The sequence below is a fragment of the Cohaesibacter gelatinilyticus genome (assembly GCF_900215605.1).
In the GTDB taxonomy this organism is placed as follows: domain Bacteria; phylum Pseudomonadota; class Alphaproteobacteria; order Rhizobiales; family Cohaesibacteraceae; genus Cohaesibacter; species Cohaesibacter gelatinilyticus.
On the sequence record NZ_OBEL01000001.1, the window covers coordinates 63,696 to 82,479 of the forward strand.

General features: G+C 49.9%; 13 protein-coding genes and 1 tRNA gene. 9 read left to right on the plus strand and 5 right to left on the minus strand.

Annotated elements, in window-relative coordinates:
- Positions 1-5: 5 nt before the first annotated feature.
- Positions 6-746 carry an SDR family oxidoreductase gene (locus CRO57_RS00280; RefSeq protein ID WP_097153106.1) on the plus strand — a complete coding sequence of 247 codons (741 nt, stop codon included), beginning with the start codon at positions 6-8 and terminating at the stop codon, positions 744-746.
- A 343-nt stretch (positions 747-1,089) separates the two neighbouring features.
- Here the strand turns inward: CRO57_RS00280 and CRO57_RS00285 are convergent, their stop codons facing one another.
- Entirely contained in the window at positions 1,090-2,061 is a 972-nt protein-coding gene (locus CRO57_RS00285; protein ID WP_097151426.1) for a threonine dehydratase, read from the minus strand.
- Positions 2,062-2,234: 173 nt separating this feature from the next.
- On the opposite strand from CRO57_RS00285, the gene CRO57_RS00290 reads away from it, so the two are divergent.
- A complete protein-coding gene (locus CRO57_RS00290; protein WP_170955878.1) occupies positions 2,235-3,635 on the plus strand; it encodes an aminotransferase-like domain-containing protein in 1,401 nt (466 codons plus the stop codon).
- Between the two features lie 26 nt (positions 3,636-3,661).
- Here the strand turns inward: CRO57_RS00290 and CRO57_RS00295 are convergent, their stop codons facing one another.
- Positions 3,662-5,275: a sulfatase-like hydrolase/transferase gene (locus tag CRO57_RS00295; protein WP_097151428.1), complete on the minus strand. Its 1,614-nt coding sequence runs from the start codon at positions 5,273-5,275 to the stop codon at positions 3,662-3,664.
- Between the two features lie 244 nt (positions 5,276-5,519).
- The gene (locus CRO57_RS25050) at positions 5,520-10,718 is read right to left on the minus strand and encodes a PAS domain-containing sensor histidine kinase (RefSeq protein WP_244579979.1); all 5,199 of its coding nucleotides are present in this window, start codon (positions 10,716-10,718) and stop codon (positions 5,520-5,522) included.
- A 511-nt stretch (positions 10,719-11,229) separates the two neighbouring features.
- On the opposite strand from CRO57_RS25050, the gene CRO57_RS00305 reads away from it, so the two are divergent.
- From CRO57_RS00305 to CRO57_RS00315, 3 genes are all read left to right on the plus strand, one after another.
- Positions 11,230-11,607: a phasin gene (locus CRO57_RS00305; protein ID WP_170955879.1), complete on the plus strand. Its 378-nt coding sequence runs from the start codon at positions 11,230-11,232 to the stop codon at positions 11,605-11,607.
- 268 nt (positions 11,608-11,875) lie between these two features.
- On the plus strand, positions 11,876-12,427 hold the full coding sequence (locus CRO57_RS00310) for a phasin (RefSeq protein WP_170955880.1): 552 nt from the start codon (positions 11,876-11,878) through the stop codon (positions 12,425-12,427).
- Between the two features lie 183 nt (positions 12,428-12,610).
- Positions 12,611-12,687, plus strand: a tRNA-His gene (locus tag CRO57_RS00315).
- 187 nt (positions 12,688-12,874) lie between these two features.
- On the opposite strand, the gene CRO57_RS00320 is transcribed toward CRO57_RS00315, so the two are convergent.
- Both CRO57_RS00320 and CRO57_RS00325 read right to left on the minus strand, forming a co-directional pair.
- Entirely contained in the window at positions 12,875-13,087 is a 213-nt protein-coding gene (locus CRO57_RS00320; protein WP_097151431.1) for a hypothetical protein, read from the minus strand.
- Between the two features lie 437 nt (positions 13,088-13,524).
- Entirely contained in the window at positions 13,525-14,208 is a 684-nt protein-coding gene (locus CRO57_RS00325) for a D-lyxose/D-mannose family sugar isomerase (protein ID WP_097151432.1), read from the minus strand.
- Between the two features lie 240 nt (positions 14,209-14,448).
- Here CRO57_RS00325 and CRO57_RS00330 point away from each other — a divergent pair, with 240 nt between their 5' ends.
- The 4 genes from CRO57_RS00330 to CRO57_RS00345 all read left to right on the plus strand — a co-directional run bounded on the left by CRO57_RS00330 (position 14,449) and on the right by CRO57_RS00345 (position 18,782).
- A complete protein-coding gene (locus CRO57_RS00330) occupies positions 14,449-15,240 on the plus strand; it encodes a FadR/GntR family transcriptional regulator (protein WP_244579980.1) in 792 nt (263 codons plus the stop codon).
- Positions 15,227-16,399, plus strand: a complete 1,173-nt coding sequence (locus CRO57_RS00335) for an aminotransferase class I/II-fold pyridoxal phosphate-dependent enzyme (RefSeq protein WP_097151433.1) — start codon at positions 15,227-15,229, stop codon at positions 16,397-16,399. The genes CRO57_RS00330 and CRO57_RS00335 overlap by 14 nt, the downstream gene beginning before the upstream one ends.
- A 40-nt stretch (positions 16,400-16,439) precedes the next feature.
- On the plus strand, positions 16,440-17,702 hold the full coding sequence (locus tag CRO57_RS00340; protein WP_097151434.1) for an ABC transporter substrate-binding protein: 1,263 nt from the start codon (positions 16,440-16,442) through the stop codon (positions 17,700-17,702).
- 123 nt (positions 17,703-17,825) lie between these two features.
- Positions 17,826-18,782, plus strand: a complete 957-nt coding sequence (locus CRO57_RS00345) for a carbohydrate ABC transporter permease (RefSeq protein WP_097153109.1) — start codon at positions 17,826-17,828, stop codon at positions 18,780-18,782.
- Positions 18,783-18,784: the final 2 nt, after the last annotated feature.

Genomic DNA, 18,784 nt, shown 5'->3' on the forward strand with positions numbered 1-18,784 from the left:
AAGCAATGGGGCGTCTGGCCGACAAGGTTGCTATTATCACAGGTGCAGCCTCAGGCTTCGGCGAAGGTATGGCGCGCAGATTCGCTCAGGAAGGAGCGAAGGTTGTGGTTGCAGACCTCAATGATGAGGGCGCTCAAAAGGTTGCTGATGAAATTGGTGGCGTTGCAGTTGGCGTTGATGTGACCAAGGCAGCAGATATCGACAAGATGGTGGAAGCGGCACTTGAATTGGGCAGCCTGGATATCCTGATCAATAATGCAGGCTTCACCCATCGCAATCAGCCCATGCTGGATGTCGATGAGGAGACTTTTGATCGCATCTTTGATGTCAATGTGAAAGCCATCTTTTTGGCTGCAAAACGCGTCGTCCCGATCATGGAAGAGCAGGGTGGTGGTGTCATTATCAATACGGCGTCTACTGCTGGTCTGCGCCCGCGTCCTGGTCTTGTCTGGTACAACAGCTCAAAGGGTGCTGCCATCTCCATGACCAAATCCATGGCCGTGGAGTTGGCACCAAAGCAAATTCGCGTCAACGCCCTTTGCCCTGTTGCAGGGCCAACCGGCATGCTGCATCTGTTCATGGGAGAAGATACACCAGAGAAGCGCGAAATGTTCAAGGACTCCATCCCCATTGGACGTCTTTCCAGTCCACAGGATATGGCAAATGCTGCGCTCTATCTGTCCAGTGATGAAGCCAATTTCATCACCGGTGTGGCGCTGGAAGTCGATGGCGGAAGGTGTATCTAGTGCGCGCTCCCGAAAAGTTGCAGACTTTTCGGCTAAGAGTTCGCATGAGGAAAGCGCGCTCCCGAAAAGTTGCAGACTTTTCGGCTAAGAGTTCGCATGAGGAAAGCGCGCTCCCGAAAAGTTGCAGACTTTTCGGCTAAGAGTTCGCATGAGGAAAGCGCGCTCCCGAAAAGTTGCAGACTTTTCGGCTAAGAGTTCGCATGAGGAAAGCGCGCTCCCGAAAAGTTGCAGACTTTTCGGCTAAGAGTTCGCATGAGGAAAGAGCGCTTCCGAAAAATTGCTTGAAAAAGACCAGAGCATTTCGAATTGATCAAAAATGCTCTGGCTGCCCACCTCAGTGTCATCAAACAACGGTCGGGGTTTTTCCTGAAAGAACGCCTGCAAACATATCGGCATCAATATTCTGACCAGAAAGCACGGTACCGACTTTCTTGCCTTTCATTTGCTCTTTCTCGCTCAAAAGACCAGCAAGTGAAGCCGCTCCCGCACCTTCGGCAATGTTATGGGTGCCGCGATAGATAAGGCGCATGGCTTCGGCAATCAGATCATCACCAACACGTATTACACGCTCTGCACCTTTGAGGATCATCTCCAACGCATCCGGATCCGGGCAGCGAACAGCCATACCATCGGCAAATGTGTCGGACCGATCGGCATTCTGCAAATTTCCCGCTTCAAAGCTCTTTGCATACCCATCAGCCCGCTCGGAAACCACACCAACAATCTTGGTTTTCAAACCCAACGCATCACGAGCAGTGATCATTCCGCAGATACCAGACCCCTTGCCGATTGGCACATAAACGGTGTCGAAATCGGCATGAGCCTGCATCATTTCATAGGCATAAGTGCCAACGCCAGCCACCAGATCTTCGTGAAACGCCGGAACCATATGCATGTTTTGCTCTTCTGAGAGCTGACGTGCAGCACCAACTGCAATGTCGAAATCTTCGCCCTCTTCAATCAGCTGAGCACCAAAGGCAGCCATGCAGGCATTCTTCTCAAGTGAGTTGCCATGTGGAACCACGATGGTGGCCTGCAGGCAATGCTCACGAGCCGCGAAGGCAAGGCTTTGACCGTGATTGCCGCGAGTAGCAGAAATCAGATCCAGGCTTTCAGGGAACCGCTCCTTGTGACGTGCAGCATAAACCAGTCCACCGCGTACTTTGAAGGCTCCGGTCGGTGTGTGATTTTCATGTTTCATCCAGACTTCAGTCCCCACCGCTTCGCAAAGAAGAGGCCAGTTATAACAAGGGGTCGCTGGCATTGATCGATAAATCAGATCTTCTGCTTTTTCAAAATCACGACGAGACAACATGGCAAACCTCTTGGCATGGCGATCAAAGGTGCAGCTGGAAAAGGGCTGCTTTCTTGCAGCATGGCAAAATTAATTGTATGGTTCAAAGCAATCATTGTATGGGAAATAAAAATTATTGTCTCCCATACAAAATAGTGGTCAATTGTACGCAACGCGAAACTGGAGGAAAGTGCGTGGTGGATCAAAAGGGTATTTGGTCTCCGGATTTGTCTCCTTATTCGGGGCCGAAATATCGGGCGATCGTACAAGCATTGGAAGATGATGTTGCACAAGGGCTTTTGCAACCGGGCGACAAGATGCCCACTCAGCGAGATTTGGCCTGGGATTTGGGGGTGAATCTCTCGACGGTAACCGACGCCTATCGAGAAGCCACGAGGAAGCATTTGATTGCGGGCGAAGTGGGAAGAGGCACTTTTGTGCTGGCCAGTGCCGTAGAAGCGCAGCTTTATTCCCCCGGGCATGGGAGGTCGGGGCTTGAGGGTGGTGATGCGATTGATCTGTCAACCAATATTCCTGCCAGAGCCTTGCAGGAGAATGATGTACGTCAGGCCTTGCACGATCTGATGGAAACAGAAAATCTTGCAGAATTGATGGACTATCACAGTCCTGCTTTGCTGCAGCGCTGCCGAAAAGCGATCATTCAATTCTATCAATCCCGTGGTTTCCACCCGAGAGCTGGCGATATTTTTCCATGCGCCGGAGCACAGGCAGCTCTTTATGCTGCCTTGCAGATGATCACCAAGCCCGATACAGCAGTTCTGGTCGAAGAGTTCACATTTCCCGGCATGAAAGCAACAGCCCGACAACTGGGGCTTCGACTTATTCCTGTGGCTATGGATGAGGAGGGATTGATCACGGAAGATTTGGATCGTGCAGCAAGAGCATCCGGTGCAAAGGTTCTCGTAGCCAGCCCCATTTTACAAAATCCCACCGGAGCCAATATGGGGCCTGTGAGAAGGCGTGAGATTACCAATTGTGTTGAACAACTGGATCTGACCCTGATTGAGGAAGATGTCTATGGAGCATTTACCTCCGATCCACCTCTCAGTCTTCACCTTGCGGGTCGCTCTTTGCTGGTCGGGGGATTTTCCAAGCTGGTTGCACCGGGGCCACGCTTTGGCTTCGTTATTTCAATGCTGGATGAGAGGCGCACTCCAGGTATCGCGACGGATGAACTGGTTCATACGACAAGTTGGATGACTGCACCGCTCATGCTGGCACTTGCTTGCCAATGGATAGAAACAGGCGCTGTTGAAGATCATATGGAATGGCAACGACAGGAAGCGCGGGCACGTCAAATCATGGTGAGACGAAAACTTGCCAATCTGATGGAGGTTCCTGCTTTGGGCAAGGCTCCCGCAGCTCCGCATCTATGGATAGATATCAGACAAGGCATGCCGAGCGGCGAATGGCTTGCAGCCTCCGCAAGTGCTCATGGTGTGGAAGTGGTGCCTGCCAGTACCTTCTGCGCTGGCCGTATGCAGCGCGACGGTCTCCGTCTTTGCCTCACGGCACCATTGGCTCGAACAACACTGATCGAAGCCTGTCAGCGTCTCGCTCGGGCTTGGGGCTAAGTGAAACGATTGAAGCAACCAATATGTCAGGTCTCATAGCCTTGCTGGGTTTTCAACTTGAATAGATGCAAGGTCTCTTCCCTTGGCCATTCAGGAGAGGAGAAGACGATGCCACGTTCAAGAAATTCCGGTTTATGCCAATTGGCGCGTTCTTCACGTCGACTTTCCAGATGACTGATAATCAAATCACGCATCTGTTTCTGTCGCTCAGTTGTTACCGGATCTTCAATCCGGTTGGTGAGTTCATACGGATCAGTGTTCAAATCATAAAGCTCGTCATCGTCTCCCCAGACAGAGACATATTTCCATCCCTCGGAATAGAGAATCTTCTGATAGCTTACATCGCCGGAATGGCCAAAATGATCGCAAATCATGACGCTGCGGCTGGTCTCACCTTTGATGAATGGAAGGAGATCTTCTCCATCAAGCCCCAGAGGATGCAAATCATTCAGATCAACGCCACCGGCATTCAGCATCGTAGCGGTCATATCGAGCAGGTTGACAGGATCTGCAACCTTGCTGCCGGGTTCGATGGTGCCGGGCCAATGCATGACAAGAGGGACGCGTCCGACTTCTTCAGTGAAGGTGGAATATTTGTCCCAACCACCGCCATGGCTCGCGATTCCATCCCCGTGGTCGGCTGTGACAATGAAAAGGGTGTCGTCGCCTAATCCCGTCTCGTTCAGGCAATCATAAAGGCGACCAATAGCAGCATCTGTCTGCAAACCAGCTGCATAGCAACGAGCGAGAACTGTTTGCCATGTTTTCCAATCCTTCCAACGCTCCGACGCACGATGCAAACAGCGTAGATCCCTATGTATCCGATAGCGAAGGGGTTTATCTTTCAGATCTTCGGCAAAGCTTGGATAGGGAGCGATATCGTCAGGGTTGATCATATCGGCATAGTCTTGTGACGGATAATAGGGATGATGCGGCCCCCATAGGCTGGTGACCAGCAAGAACGGCTCCTCACGTTCTTCGTTCGCCAGGTTGCGCAATTGCTCGCAAGCCAGATTGGTGACAAAAAACTGCTCCTGAACTTCAGGACTACCAAGAAGCACACCCGCTCCGTCCATATAATCCCAGGGTTCGTCCGGATCCATCAACACCTCGGTGCCATCCAGTTTGGGCCGCATGAGGTGATGATCAATCCGGCATTTGGGCTGCTCTTCCCCAAGTTGCTCAAGATAAGCCTTGTAGGTATCAGAGCGATAGACATTGCCATATTCAGGCAGGGACCAGCCCTTGATGCCGTAATCCTCCGGCCCCCGATTGGTACCGCAATGCCATTTTCCAAAATAATGGCAATCATATCCAGCACTTGCCAAGGCTTGCGGAAACAGAATTTCATCCTCGCGAAATTCCTTTCTATTATCGGGAATTGGATATTCGCAATTCCAACGCATGCCATGCTTGTCTGCACGTTTTCCCGTTAGCATGGAGGCTCGGGAGGGGGTGCAGATCGGAGTAATGGCATAGGCGTTGTCAAACCAAGCACCATCTTTGGCGATGCGTTCCAGATTTGGCCAGTGATAATCATAAGCGCCATCAAATTGTGCCCGATAATGTCCCGCAAAAGCGACATGATCTGCAATGACGAGAACGATATTGGAGCGTTTGGGGGAAGAAATACTGCTCATATTTTGTGGCCAGCCTGAAATGGATCGAAGAATGAGTGTGGCCAGATTAGAGCATTTTCTATCTCAGGCTATTGTTCATTCTTCTTTTCACGAAGGCTTGATGGAGCTGTTGAATAATACGGTTTCATGTTGAAGTGAGGTCTTGTTTGAAAAGCATTGCTACTCTTCGGGAGCGGGTTCTCAAAAAAGAACCGCACGAACAAGCGGCTCTTTTTTGATTTTATGATTTTGATCCTGCCGGTACTCAGCTTGCCAGCACCCGAGCGTTGGGAAAGGTGATCTCGACCAGAGTGCCATGGTCCTTGGCGCTCACCAGAGAGAATTGTGCTCGGTTGGCTTCCACCAAGGCTTTGGTCAGAGGAAGCCCCAATCCTGTGCCAGGCCCGCCTTTGCCGGAGGTGGAAGAAACCTGACGGAATGGTTCGAGCGCAGTTGTAACCTCTTCCTCACTCATCCCGATGCCTGTATCGCGAATGCGCAGGATTACTTCGCCATTTTCTTCGTAGGATGTCGAGATGATGACCTGACCACCGGCTGGCGTATATTTCACACCATTGGAAAGCAGATTCAATATGATCTGGCGCAAGGAGCGAGCATCTCCCACCACATCAGGTAGATTGGAGGCGAGCGAGGTGCGAATTATGATTTGCTCACGATTGGCCTGAGGTTGCATCAAGCCAACGCTTTCCTGAATGAGCGCATTCAGTTCGGTAGCCTGGAAGGACAAATCCATCTTGCCGGCTTCGACTTTGGAAAGATCGAGCAGATCGTTGATCAGGCTCATTATGTGGCTACCTGACGTGTGAATATCCTTCAGATAATCCTTGTAACGCTCATTGCCAATAGCACCGAAACGCTCATCCATCATCACTTCGGAAAAACCGATGATGGCATTGAGAGGTGTACGGATTTCATGGCTGATCTTGGCCAAGAAGTCGGATTTCTGGCTATTGGCTTTCTCCGCCCGACGTTTTTCGGCCAACAGGTCTTCTTCTGCGCGTTTCCATTGTGCAATATCGCGCACAACCGCGCAGAAGCGGTTGGTGCCGGGAATGGCCACACGTCCCATGGTCATGAAAAGCGGAATTAAACCACCAGTTGAAACGCGCCCAATCACCTCACGTCCATCATTGAGAACGGATGCAACGCCATTGGCCATCAGGCCATCCAGATAATCGATCGCGTCCTTGTGGCTTTCTTCTGCAAGCAAATCAAGGAAGCTTTCTCCCGCCATCTCGTGGCGATCCACCTCAAACAAAGCTTCCGCAGAATGGTTCATGCGCAAGATACCAGCACGCTCATCAAGCACCACAACACCATCGGTGGCAGTATCCAGAATGGCTTCCAATTCGGCAATCTTCTCATCTTCTTCGGATAAGCCTATGCTTGGTGTTTCTGTCTTTGCCTCGCCAAAACAGAGCATGGCTGCGGCTTCGCCATTCCATTGGATTGAAGAAACCTTGGCTTCAGCAGATAGGGGCACACCATCTTGCTTGCGCAGAGTTGTAAGCCCCTCGGTCTTGGTCAGCCAGTCCCCGGGACGACCTCCAAACAGGGATTCCATGCCTCCTGCCGCTTCAAAAGCTTCTTGGGTTTCAAAGCCAAGCAATGTCAACGCCTTGTTGTTCGCATAAAGAGTAGATTGGTTGGCCGAAACGATAAGTGCGGCAGGAACCTTGTCCAGAATTGCAGCAAGCGCTTCTGAACCTGTATCTGCCTGGGCCAGCTTGGCAACATCCAGTTTGGTTGGTTTTCCCTTCTCAACAACATCCAGGACTGGTTCGTTTGGTCCACTATCATCATTTAGAGAAGAAGCATGGCTTGCCAAGTCAATCACATCATGGATCGGATGGCTTTTCGATTGCAGATTATCAGCGAACAAGTCCACCAAATTGTCGTTTTCACCATCAATATCAGTCAGATCAGTCTCTTGATCTGTTAGCGATACAACATTGGAAGTATCGACTGTTTCTTCCATGATATCAGCTGATTCAACACTATCAAAACCGCCATCATGCGTCATGATTGTGTCTTCAGATGCTGGCGTGCTCTGGTCTGTCTTTGCATCGTCACCTTGATCAAGTCCTCCAAGAAGCGCCTCAAAGCGCGGACCGGATTTGTTGCGGCGACGCATGGCTTCTTTTCCGGCATCTTCCTCGAGACGCGTATCCTCGGACTTGGAGCCATGCAGATGGCGAAATGCAGGGTCCATCGCCAGAATATCGCGGAAAGCGATGGATGCTGCACTTTTGAGAGCATCATCATCGTTGTTAGTGGCTGCTTCATCCATCTTCTCATGGTCTGAAGGTTCAGATGAGCCTGGGCCCTCAGTTGCCATGGATGTTTCTACAGCGGCGGCCTCTTCGTTTTCGCTGGATGGTTCGATTTCATTCAATGAGAGATCGGCCTGATCGGAATCAGAAATTTCCAAGATTTCTATAGGAGCGATAGATGGAGCATCTGCTGTGATCATGTCATCAGTCACATCTGTTGGAGCTTCCAAGAAATCCGTATTATCACCATCTTGCTCTTCTGACTTCTTCATCGTTTCGAGGTCGGAAGATTGATAGGATGATGCTTCATCCTCAGGAGGAGCAATACTGGTATTGGCCTGTGCACTCGCCAACTCTCGAGAGAGAGAAGCGTCATCTTCCGATGTTTCGGATGATATCTTTGCTTGCGGGAAAGAAGAATCATCCGTTTCCTGCGAGACATCATCTTGTGCGCCTAGGTTGTTGCCGGTAGCCACAACACCGATCAATCCAGCGGCTGTTGTGGTCAGCACAGCCTTGTCAGCCAGATCGCCATTGCGATCTTCTTTATCGTCAGATGGTGCGACGTTGGCACCAGGCTGATCGTCGACCAGTGACCCATTCTCTTTTTCTCGCAACATTGCCAAACGCGCAGCCTTGCGCGCTTTCTTGCGTTTGCGCGCTTTTTTCAGTTTCTTGGCTTTGAGTTTCTTTTCTTCCTTGCGCTGCTTTTTCTCCGCCTTCATGCGTTTTTTTTCTGCTTTGCTCAGCTCAAGTTCTGAATCTGTCCTATCAAGGGGTGCTTCCTGATCCTGTGCCTCATCACCAGCGTCAGCATCATTGGCCTTCGCTGCTTTGTGTTTCTTCTTCTTTTTCTTGTCTTTCTTCTCAGGCAGGATGTTGGCTTCCGAGCGTTCTTCGGAGGCTTGTTCAGTTGGCTCGTCTGATGTAATGCTTACGTCCATTTCCCCTTGGTCATGAGGCAGGCTAACGCCCAGTGCTGTCGCAGCGCCAGCCGCAGCAAGCAACATGTCATGATTGCCGCTGTCATCGTCTTCCGGGCTTCCCTCGGGCCCTGGATCAGCGTGAGCTATCAACTCTTCATCCAGCTCTTCAGGGATTTGCTCGCTTTGATTTTGAGGCGCCTCTTCCTCATCAACCAATGCTTCCGCGATCTGATCAAAAGCATCCTGTTCACTTTTGCTGAGATGGGACAAATCTTCTTCGTCTGGTTCGAGACCCGGTGCAATGTCACCGTCGCAATCTGTTTCCGTCATGGAAAGGGTGTCTGGAATGGCAACTTCATTTCCCTCAATTGCATGTTGGGCAGCCATATCGTCATCAAGATCAGTGATCTCATCGTTATCGTAGAGAGCCACTTCAGCAACAAAGTCCTCCTCTTCCAACAGATCATGCATGGCGGCGGCAACCTTTTGGGTGGCTTCGTCATCGGGTGGCCCGTCAATCAGGTCTTCCGCGAAATCGTCACCTGAGACGACCGCCCCTGCTGTTTTGACAGCCAGATCTGCAGCCCTCATCAGATCATCTGACAGAAGCGGATCATCATGGCTCAAAGCTGATGTGTCATCTTCTTCAACAATGGTCTCTTCGTCCGTATCAGGCGAAACAATTGGCTGAATTGTTGTTGATGAAAATGGTACCGCCAGATGAGTTCTGCAAATGCCAAAACCCCGAAACCCCTGAAATCCATGAAAGCGACCAAAAACGGGAAGTCCGGTCAGCTCAACCGGAACTGCAACATCACTATCCTGAACAGGCCAGTTAACGGTCAGACCAGTCCATGTGTCTCTTGCTGCGAAAGCAGTGGAAATTTGCCTGTCTTCATCCATGCCCAGATTTTGTGCCAAATCATCCCAGCTTTGCCCGACAATGGCTGCATGATCTGGTCCAACGGCATCAGCAAGATCCTTGGAGATGAAAGAGAAACGACCAACTTCATCACTTTCCCAAACGAAGTGATAAGGCCCACCATCTTTGTCGAATGCAAAGTTGGCCTTGTCAGTTTCCTCTTCATGTGAGGTTTGATTGTTATCTGTGCCGTCATCGTTGTTTTCGCTGGCCACTTCATCCTTGGAAGGTGCGCTGATGCTTTCCTCCTCAAGGTCTTCAAGGGAAGTAACGATACTGCCGGAATCAGGCTGTGTGTCATCGGTGAAGGATGGATTGGAAAATGAAATTTGAGAGCCAGCAGCAAAAGGCAGCGTCACAATATTGGATGATGTTTCCCTGGAGTGCGGACCGGAAGATTTTTTGCCATCCCTGTGTGCACTCTCAAGTGTGTTATCTGCTTCGCCATCTTGAGCAAAAGAGACAGTATCCATATGATCCAGCATTGAAGGTTGATCAGCTTTGCTCTCCAAAGTTTTTTTGACTTCGTGAGCTGACATGTCAAAGATGTCTGCTTCACGAGCCATGACTTCATCGCTGATATAGGGGCCGCTGGTATCGTCTTCTTCAAGTGCGCTGAAATCCACCTCGTCGATGGTGTCGTCATCCTGATTGGCTACGATCAGCAAATAGCGGGCGTCGAGACCACTTCCTACTCGTGCTACACCACCTATTCGTTGAGGGTTTTCTTCCTTCAAGGCATCAATTGCAAGGCCTGTCGGTTCATCAGAACCGCTCAGAAGAGCATCGATATCTTCAGAGAAATCTACCAGACTTTCAAATCCGGAAGAGGCCGCCAAGACTCTGCTATCTCCATCCATAATTGCTGATAACACGGATGTATGCGGGCTCAATGCCTCTACCAGACGGGATGCAGATTGTTCTTCGTCAAGCTTTGGCAAGTCCGCATCTGTTGCCAAGACCAGAACCATGCTCTCACCTTCCACTTCAAGGCGCTTGCAAAGGCAAGTGGTCGTGACGGCGCTAACGCCAAGGAAAAACCGCAAGCGATCCAGAAGTGGCGCGTTGAGGCGTGAATTTAGAGCAAGGCGGGCCAGATGACGGCGGGCAGGGTGAACATCGCCAAAGGTGCGATCCAGCAATGCCTGCATATCCCGTTCCTGAAAGAATGCCAGTCCTGCAGCATTGGACCAGATAATCCGATTGCCTTCATGATTCCACACCCAGGCCGGACGAGGATCGAGCAGAACCGCACCAATTGCTGGATGAGCTGTCAGTGCCAAAAAAGGCATGATATGGGAGGCCGTGGTAACTTCAGGCATGATTTCCCCTTTGATCCGGTCTTGGTCGTCTCGTCATTTATCGAAGTAGCAGCAACCGCTCTGTTGGCAGAATAGGCAGAACCACGATTCTTTGTTTGCATCCGGCTTTGTGATTAGCTCTTAAACCGGGCGAACAGATTGGACCAGTCAATGGCAAAGCCAATCCAACAAGTCCTTAACAGTCTGTTAATACCGGTTTATGACCCGCAAATCCATATCTAGCCGTCCAACAGCGGCGGAAATGCATGCTCTTGGTTAATGTTCCAGCTTAATAATGATGACTTTGGTTCTTTTCCGACACGGGTTATTTTTTTGGAATTTTGTATGTTGCAGTGCAAAATAATTCGCCAATAAACGAAAGTCTCAAGTTGTTTCACGTGTTTGCCATAAAGGCAGGTTATCTAGTTTTTCGCGCATGCGGAAATAATTATTGCAATGCACAAATTGTCGTGCTATGGTGCGATGCACAATGAGAGTTTCGGTGCCATATATTTGGCCAGGAGATATGACGATGATGAAGACCCCAGAAGCATTTGAAGTACCAACCCAGGTTCGTGACATGGCTGAAAAAGGCGTTGAGCAAGCTCGTAAGGCATTCGACGAGTTCGTCGTTGCTGCCAACGATGCTGCCGCCAAAGTTGAAGGTTCTGCCGAAACCATGCGCAATGGTGCCGCCGACCTCAACAAAAAAGCTTTGTCTGCTACCGAAGAAAGCGTAAATGCTTCTTTCGATCTGGCTACCAAGCTGGTCAAGGCAAAAGACTTGAATGAAGCCATGGAACTGCAGACTGCTTACGTTCAGTCTCAGATGCAGCGCTTCGGTGAAGTTGCTCGCGAAATGGGCGAAGCTGCTACCAAAGCAGCCGCTGACGCGACCGCAAAAAAATAATTTCGGCAGGTTTGCTGAAAGATCCTTCTGGATCAATTTGCTCATTTGTGCGGCGCGATAGGATGCGGCGCACAAACTCCACAAAGATAGAGAATTTCCTCTGGTTTTGCTGCGAGGGGATCAGAACACCAAGAATAAGGCGGTCTGATCTTTACGGATTTGGGTGAGCGTATCTCGCGCAATGCAAGAGCCAGGTCAAAGCAATCACCACTATAGTGTGGGCTGCATTGTCTTTGAACGAAACAAGTTGCATTACAAGGATAGTGAAATGACCACTGCTAAAGCTCCTGCTGCAAAGAAAGCTGCACCAAAAACCGCTGCCAAAGCTGCACCAAAAGCGCCTGCTGCAAAAAAGGAAGAAGTTGCGAAAGACATCTTCGCAATGCCGTCTTTTGAATTGCCGAATATGGATCTGTCCACTCAGATGATGCCGGAAATGGTTCGTGATATGGCGGAAAAAGGTGTTGCTAAGGCTCGTGAGAATTATGCTTCCGTACGTGCCGCTGCCGAAGAACAGAATGCAGCTGTTGAGAAAAGTCTGGATACCGCTCGCGAAGCTGGCATGGAACTGAATAAAAAGGCTTTGGATGCTGCTCAGGCTAATGTTGAAGCTGGTTTCAACTTCTTTCGTGACATCCTGAGCGTGAAGAGCGTTGGTGATGCTATTGAACTGCAGACCTCTTTTGCTCGTTCCCAATTTGATGCCGTCTCGGCTCAGACCAAAGATTTTCAGGAAACCGTAAATAAGGGTGCCCAGGAAATTGCAGCTCCTGTTCAGGAAGCCATCAATAAGAATCTGGACGCAATCAAAGCCGCTTAAGCGCTTGATAATGCCCAACCAAGAAGGCCCGCAATCCTCCCACGCGGGCCTTTTTCTTGTTATGAGTAATTCGGAAAAAACCTCACCGTTGCAGTGAGGATAGTTTGGACAATCTGTGGGAATAACGCACTCCGCTCTTGCAATTTGTCCCAAGCCCGCCTAATAAACAGCCCACATTGGTATGCAGTCGTAGCTCAGTTGGTTAGAGCGTCGGATTGTGGCTCCGAAGGTCGGTGGTTCGAATCCACTCGACTGTACCATTTTTCCCTTTCCAAATCGCCGCACAAGACTTTTCTGTCCATATGGAAGGAAAAGTCCATTGCATTTGTCCTTACATCATTATCGCTCCGAAGTAGATTTATGCTGGATAATCTTGTTCCAGCCAATGGTTCGATCGACGAGATGCTTCATCGCAAACAGGATATGCAGAATTAATGGTTTCTGGGCCTAGGCCGCTTCGGAAGTGGGGACTGCCAGAGCGGCAGTAGAAGCGTTGGTCGCCGAATATAATTGCGCCAGCAAATCCAGATCTACAATATATCGATCAAGCAAATCTGCAATGATATCTTTGGGTTGGCCGTTTTGCTCGCTAAGAGCTTGCAAGGCAATGCGCAAATCGGATTCACTCAATATATGAGGGCGTACTGGTTTTGTTTGCATCAATCTGACCCCCTATGAATACGTACCTGTCGTCATTAATAAACTATTAACAAACATAGTTAATAAAAAGTTAATGGCCTGAAAACGTGTTTATTTATAGGCAACCGTCAGGATGACAGTAAATCTGTTTTGATGAGTTTGTTTGTCTGGCGAGCAGTGTTCGGATTTTGGATTTCAATACTTGAATGGAAACGTGGAATTCATTTGAAGCAGTATTGTTCCCCCTCTTTGGTATAAAATCTGTTCTTGATCCTTGCGAGATGGCTGAACATGGCTGTGGGAACTTCGAATTTGTCGAGGTCTACAGCTGCGTTTCAGGTATGAGAGGCGAAACCTGTCTGTTCATGCTTGAGACAAGGGAAACACATAAATCAGGGCTTCGCCATAACAAGGGCCATGCCGACATCTCCCCAAGGGCCTGAGAAGCTGGATGCTGATCAGTCCAGATAAGTGTCATAATCGGAGACAAGAAGATGTGTCGGTGCTTCATCTTCTTCAACTTTGGCAAATCGGCCAATCTCCATTTCAAAATCGTTGTCTGTCTTGTCGTCATTGACAGTCGAGACCTCACCAATAAGTACATCGCCACCTTCACCCCAAAAGGCATGCCAGACGCCAGGAAGCAGGGTCACGCTTTCTCCCGGATCAAGCGCGAGATGGCCTCCGGCGGGCAACGTGATCATGCGTCCGTCCACCGGCACCGCAATGTCGCTGGTGCGATCAATGGATCCGTCATCTCTACCGGCATAAAGCTCCAAAACCAGCTTGGCACCGCCGCGATTGATAATGTCTTCGGCTTTCAGAAAATGTCGATGCATTGGGCTTAGCTGATTTTTGCGGCTAACCAGTAATTTTTCGGCATAGAGCATGCCGCGACCTTTGCTGAGATCGCCCAAAAGACCATTGCGAACAGTGAAGAGGAGTAAACCGAGCTCATCGAACTTTTCTTCTCCATAGTCGGTGATGTCCCAGCCCATGGCCCGCTCTTTGAGTGTGGGCGAATACTCACTTCGTTTCAACTCATCTGGAGATAGATACGCAAAGGGAGGCAATTGATATCCAAAAGAACGAATGAAGGCGTCACCTTTACGCAGGATTTCATTGATGTGGGATCTTTTCATGATTGTTTACTGCCTTTTGTTGATCTGCATTTTGGGAATTGAGACACCGAAATGTCTGGATGTCGATTGGGTGGCTGTAATTTCCTCAAAACATGATATTTTGTCAGACATTCAATTCTTTTAATTATCGAAGGTTTAGAACTGGGCCTATAAAATAGCGTTGAAAATCAATATTGTAAACATTGTCTGACAAAGTTCTTTACATTGTCAGACAATAAAGGCATGTTAGGCAGGTGTCAGATGAAGAGTGATAGGCAAAAGAAAGCTATGCCGGCGACGGAAAAACAGCAGCAACAAGCCTCACAGGAGATGGTGATCAAGGAAGCCATGAAGCGGCGAATTCCCCAAAGTGGGGGTGATCGTGGCCGAGAGGTGCTTAACGCCCTGGTGGAGATCATTGAGGCAGCAGGCTTGAAGGCTGGTGATCGATTGCCACCGGAAAAGGAACTTGCTCAATCTTTAGGGGTTGGGCGTTCCAGTATCCGTGAGGCTCTGATGGCCTGGCAGCGTATGGGTATTGTGGTGCGCAACAAGGGAGCAGGGACGAGGCTGGTTGCCAAAGTGAGTTCGCAATCCGTTCAGCTTCCCTTGACCATACAACTTGAGGCGGAGGGTTTGGCACGAACCTTGACTGTCCGGCGTCCGTTGGAGTTTGAGGCAACGCGCCTGGCCATTCAGAATGGCACGGAAAAAGACATGCGCATCATCAGTGCCCGATGTGAAGAACTGATGGCTATTTTTGAAGCGGGCGAAAACTGGCATGAGGCGGATGCCCGCTTTCATGCTGCCATTCACGATGCGTCTGGTAATCCCTTGTTCGGTCAGTTGATTCAGCAGCTGCATTCGGCGTTCCACGATGCGTATCAAGCGCCATTCGACAAACCTCAGATGGCAGATCGAAGTATCCCGTTGCATCGGGATTTGGCGGATGCTGTGAAAACCCGGGATTGGGAAGCAGCCAAGCGAACCCTGCAAGAAATTTTTGCCATTTTAGAAGTCGAGGTTGCAAACACACTAGATGAAAATCGATAAGCACATAAGTGGAGAAGGGGCGTCTCTGGCTACTTTGTTGGCGGCAGCCTATGAGGACGGGTCGGGGAGTATCACGCCTCCCATATACCAGACTTCGCTGTTCAGCTTTGATAGCTTTCAGGCTTTTGAAGAAACAATGGCTGGACGGCGGCAGCAGGATCTTTACACCCGTGTCACCAATCCCACAATTCATGTGTTCGAAGACATGATGGCCAAGGCCGAAGGCGGGGAGGAAGCCGTTGCCTTCTCCTCTGGAATGGCTGCCATCAGCTCTACTCTATTTGCTTTTCTCCGTCCCGGAGATCGTGTTGCGTGCGTTGAAAATGTTTATCCAGACGCTTATCGCCTGTTTGAAAAAATTCTGCGTCCTTTTGGCGTCGAAGTCACCTATCACGCAGTGAGCGATTTTGAAGACAAGCCTGACCTTCTTAAAGGGTGTCGTATTGCCTATCTGGAAAGCCCGAACAGCATGTTGTTGCAAGCCATGGACTTGGCCAAGGTTGCGGCCCATGCCCGTCTTCATGATGTTGTGACAGTGATTGATAATAGCTGGGCTACTCCTGTCTTTCAGAATCCTTTGGCGCATGGCATTGATATCGTTCTGCATTCGGCATCGAAATATATTTCGGGCCATTCAGATGTTGTCGCGGGTGTGGTGGTATCCAGCCATGACAAGATCAAGGCAATTCGGGAGCTTACCTTGCCGCTTTTCGGCGGCAAGCTGGCACCGTTTGAAGCCTGGCTTCTGATACGAGGGTTGCGATCCCTGCATGCCCGCATGAAACAGCATGAAGCCACAGCCAATCTGTTCATTGAGCGATTGTCCGCCCATCCCGCTGTGAAGACAGTCTGCTCTCCCGCCCCCAATAGTGTGCCGGGTTTGAGGGGACGCTCAGGTCTTATGACAATCGACTTTTCTCCGTCTGTCGGAATCGAAGGTCTTGTCGATGAGCTGAAATATTTCAAGCTGGGAGTGAGCTGGGGCGGATTTGAAAGTCTTGTGATGCCATCCAAAGTCGGCTTGGCCCAGAAGGGAGAACAGAATTCTCTGCAACGTTTTGAAGTGCCCGACACCATGGTGCGGGTGAGCGTTGGACTGGAGGATGCTGAGGATCTGTGGCGTGATTTTGCCACGGCATTGCAGGCAAGTCTCGATTAAGCAAGCGAACTTTAATCAACAAATAAACGTGGAGGAAAAAATGCGAAAGATTGTCTTGGGATTGACAGCGGTGGCCACATTGATGGCCAGTTCGGCATTGGCCGATACCAAACTCAAGCTTGTAGAAGTGATCACCAGTCCTGCCCGGACTGAAACACTCAAGGCCATGGTTGCAGACTATGAAAAATCCAATCCCGGAGTAACCGTCGAGATCGTCTCCCTGCCTTGGGGGCAGGCCTTTGAGAAGCTGGCAACAATGGTGGCTGGTGGTGATGTGCCCGATGTTGTTGAAATGCCGGACAAATGGCAGGCGCTTTATGCAGGCGCTGGTAAATTGGCCAACCTGGAAGACAATATCAAAAACTGGAAACATGGTGCCACTCTGGGCGAGAAGACTTTGGCCATGGCTCGTCAGGCAGGTGGAACGGCTTACTCCATCCCTTATGGTTTCTACCTTCGCGCAATGTTCTATAACAAGAAATTGCTCAAGGAAGCGGGTGTTGCCAAACCTCCGGTTACAACAGCCGAATTCAAGGAAGCTGCTGCAAAGGTCTCCAAGCTGGACGGTAAATATGGATATTGCCTGCGCGGTGGCGGTGGTGGTTTGAATGCTTGGATGATGAGCGCTGCCGCCATGAATGGTTCCGGTAAATTCTTTGATGATGCAGGCAAAGCGACCATCAATCAGCCTGGTTCGGTCAAGGGGCTGCAATATTTGATGGATCTCTACAAGGATGGTTCGGCACCGAAGGATTCCGTCAATTGGGGCTTCAATGAAATCGTTGCGGGCTTCTACTCAGGAACCTGCGCTTTCCTTGATCAGGATCCGGATGCGTTGATCGCCATAGCCGAGCGGATGCCTGCAGAAGATTTCGCAGTAATCCCAATGCCAGTTGGTCCTGCCGGAAAAGCCTATCCGACAATCGGATTTGCAGGTTGGTCCATCTTTGAAACCACCAAACACAAGAGTGAAAGCTGGGCATTGTTGGCTCATCTGTCTGATCCCGAGAACAACAAGACCTGGGCACGCAAGGTTGGAGTTCTGCCAATTCATACCGGTGCAGAACAGGATCCATATTACAAGACAGAACAATTTGCCGGATGGTTCACCGAATTGAACAGTTCCAAATATCAACCTTTGATCTTGCCATCCTATCTGGAAGGATTTGGTTATTTCGCAAGTACCCTTGCATTGGAAAGCAGTCAGCAAGCTTTGCTGGGAGAAATCAGCGCGCAGGAGCTTGCCGACAAATGGGCGGAGTTTTTGACCGCCGAATATGCCAAATGGAAAGCCAAACAATAAGCTGATTGGCTGGTTCTAAAGAACAGGGCTCCTGAAGGATAATGCTTTTCAATCAAGAAAGCACCCATATCAGGGGCCCATTCAGTCCTTGCATAGATCAATAGATGGTTTGCCATGACGGATATGAACACTCACCTCCCGCCTGCCGATGCATCGGATCCAACCAAGAATAATTCGCCACAAAAGACCAAGGGTCTTGGATTGTCGTTGTCTTATTTTCTTGAACCCTATCTCTATTTGTCTCCGGCTTTGTTGTTGATTGGTCTGGTGATCCTGGTGCCATTGGTTATCGGAGTTTCCTATTCATTCCAATCCATCGCTCTGTTGCAACCCTTCAAAACCGGTTGGATTGGTCTGGACAATTATCGTGCCCTTTTCACAGATGCGAAATTCCTGGTGGCGATCAAGAATACTTTTTGGTGGACTCTCTATTGCGTAACCTTGCAATTTTTGCTCGGCCTTGGCCTTGCGATGCTGCTTAATACCAAGTTTCATGGCAAGAAGCTGATCCAGGCGCTTGTTTTTCTGCCTTGGGCTGTGCCGAGCCTGTTGTCTGCGCTCACCTGGGCCTGGTTATTCAATCCGGTCATTGGGCCTTTGCCGCATTGGTTGGCGGCCCTGGGTATTCTGGCTGAACCCTTCAATATTCTGGGTGACAAGGATTTGGCTCTCTGGGGGCCGATTGTGGCCAATATCTGGTTTGGTATTCCTTTTTTCGCCATCACTCTTCTAGCGGCGCTGCAATCCATTCCAGCTGATATGTATGAAGCTGCTGATATCGATGGTGCGACATCATGGCAGCGTTTCACGAAAATCACCTTGCCATTCCTGGCACCGATGATCGCGATCACGGTTATGTTGCGGACCATTTGGATCGCCAATTTTGCCGATCTGATTTACGTCATGACCGGAGGTGGTCCGGCCAATTCCACCCAAATTTTGTCATCCTACATTTTCACGACAGCTTTCCGGAAACTTGATTTCGGTTATGCCTCGGCAGTTGCTGTCGTCCTGCTGCTTCTGATGCTGCTTTATGCTGCTATCCTTCTGAAAATGCGGAAGAAACTGGTGAAGGTATGAAA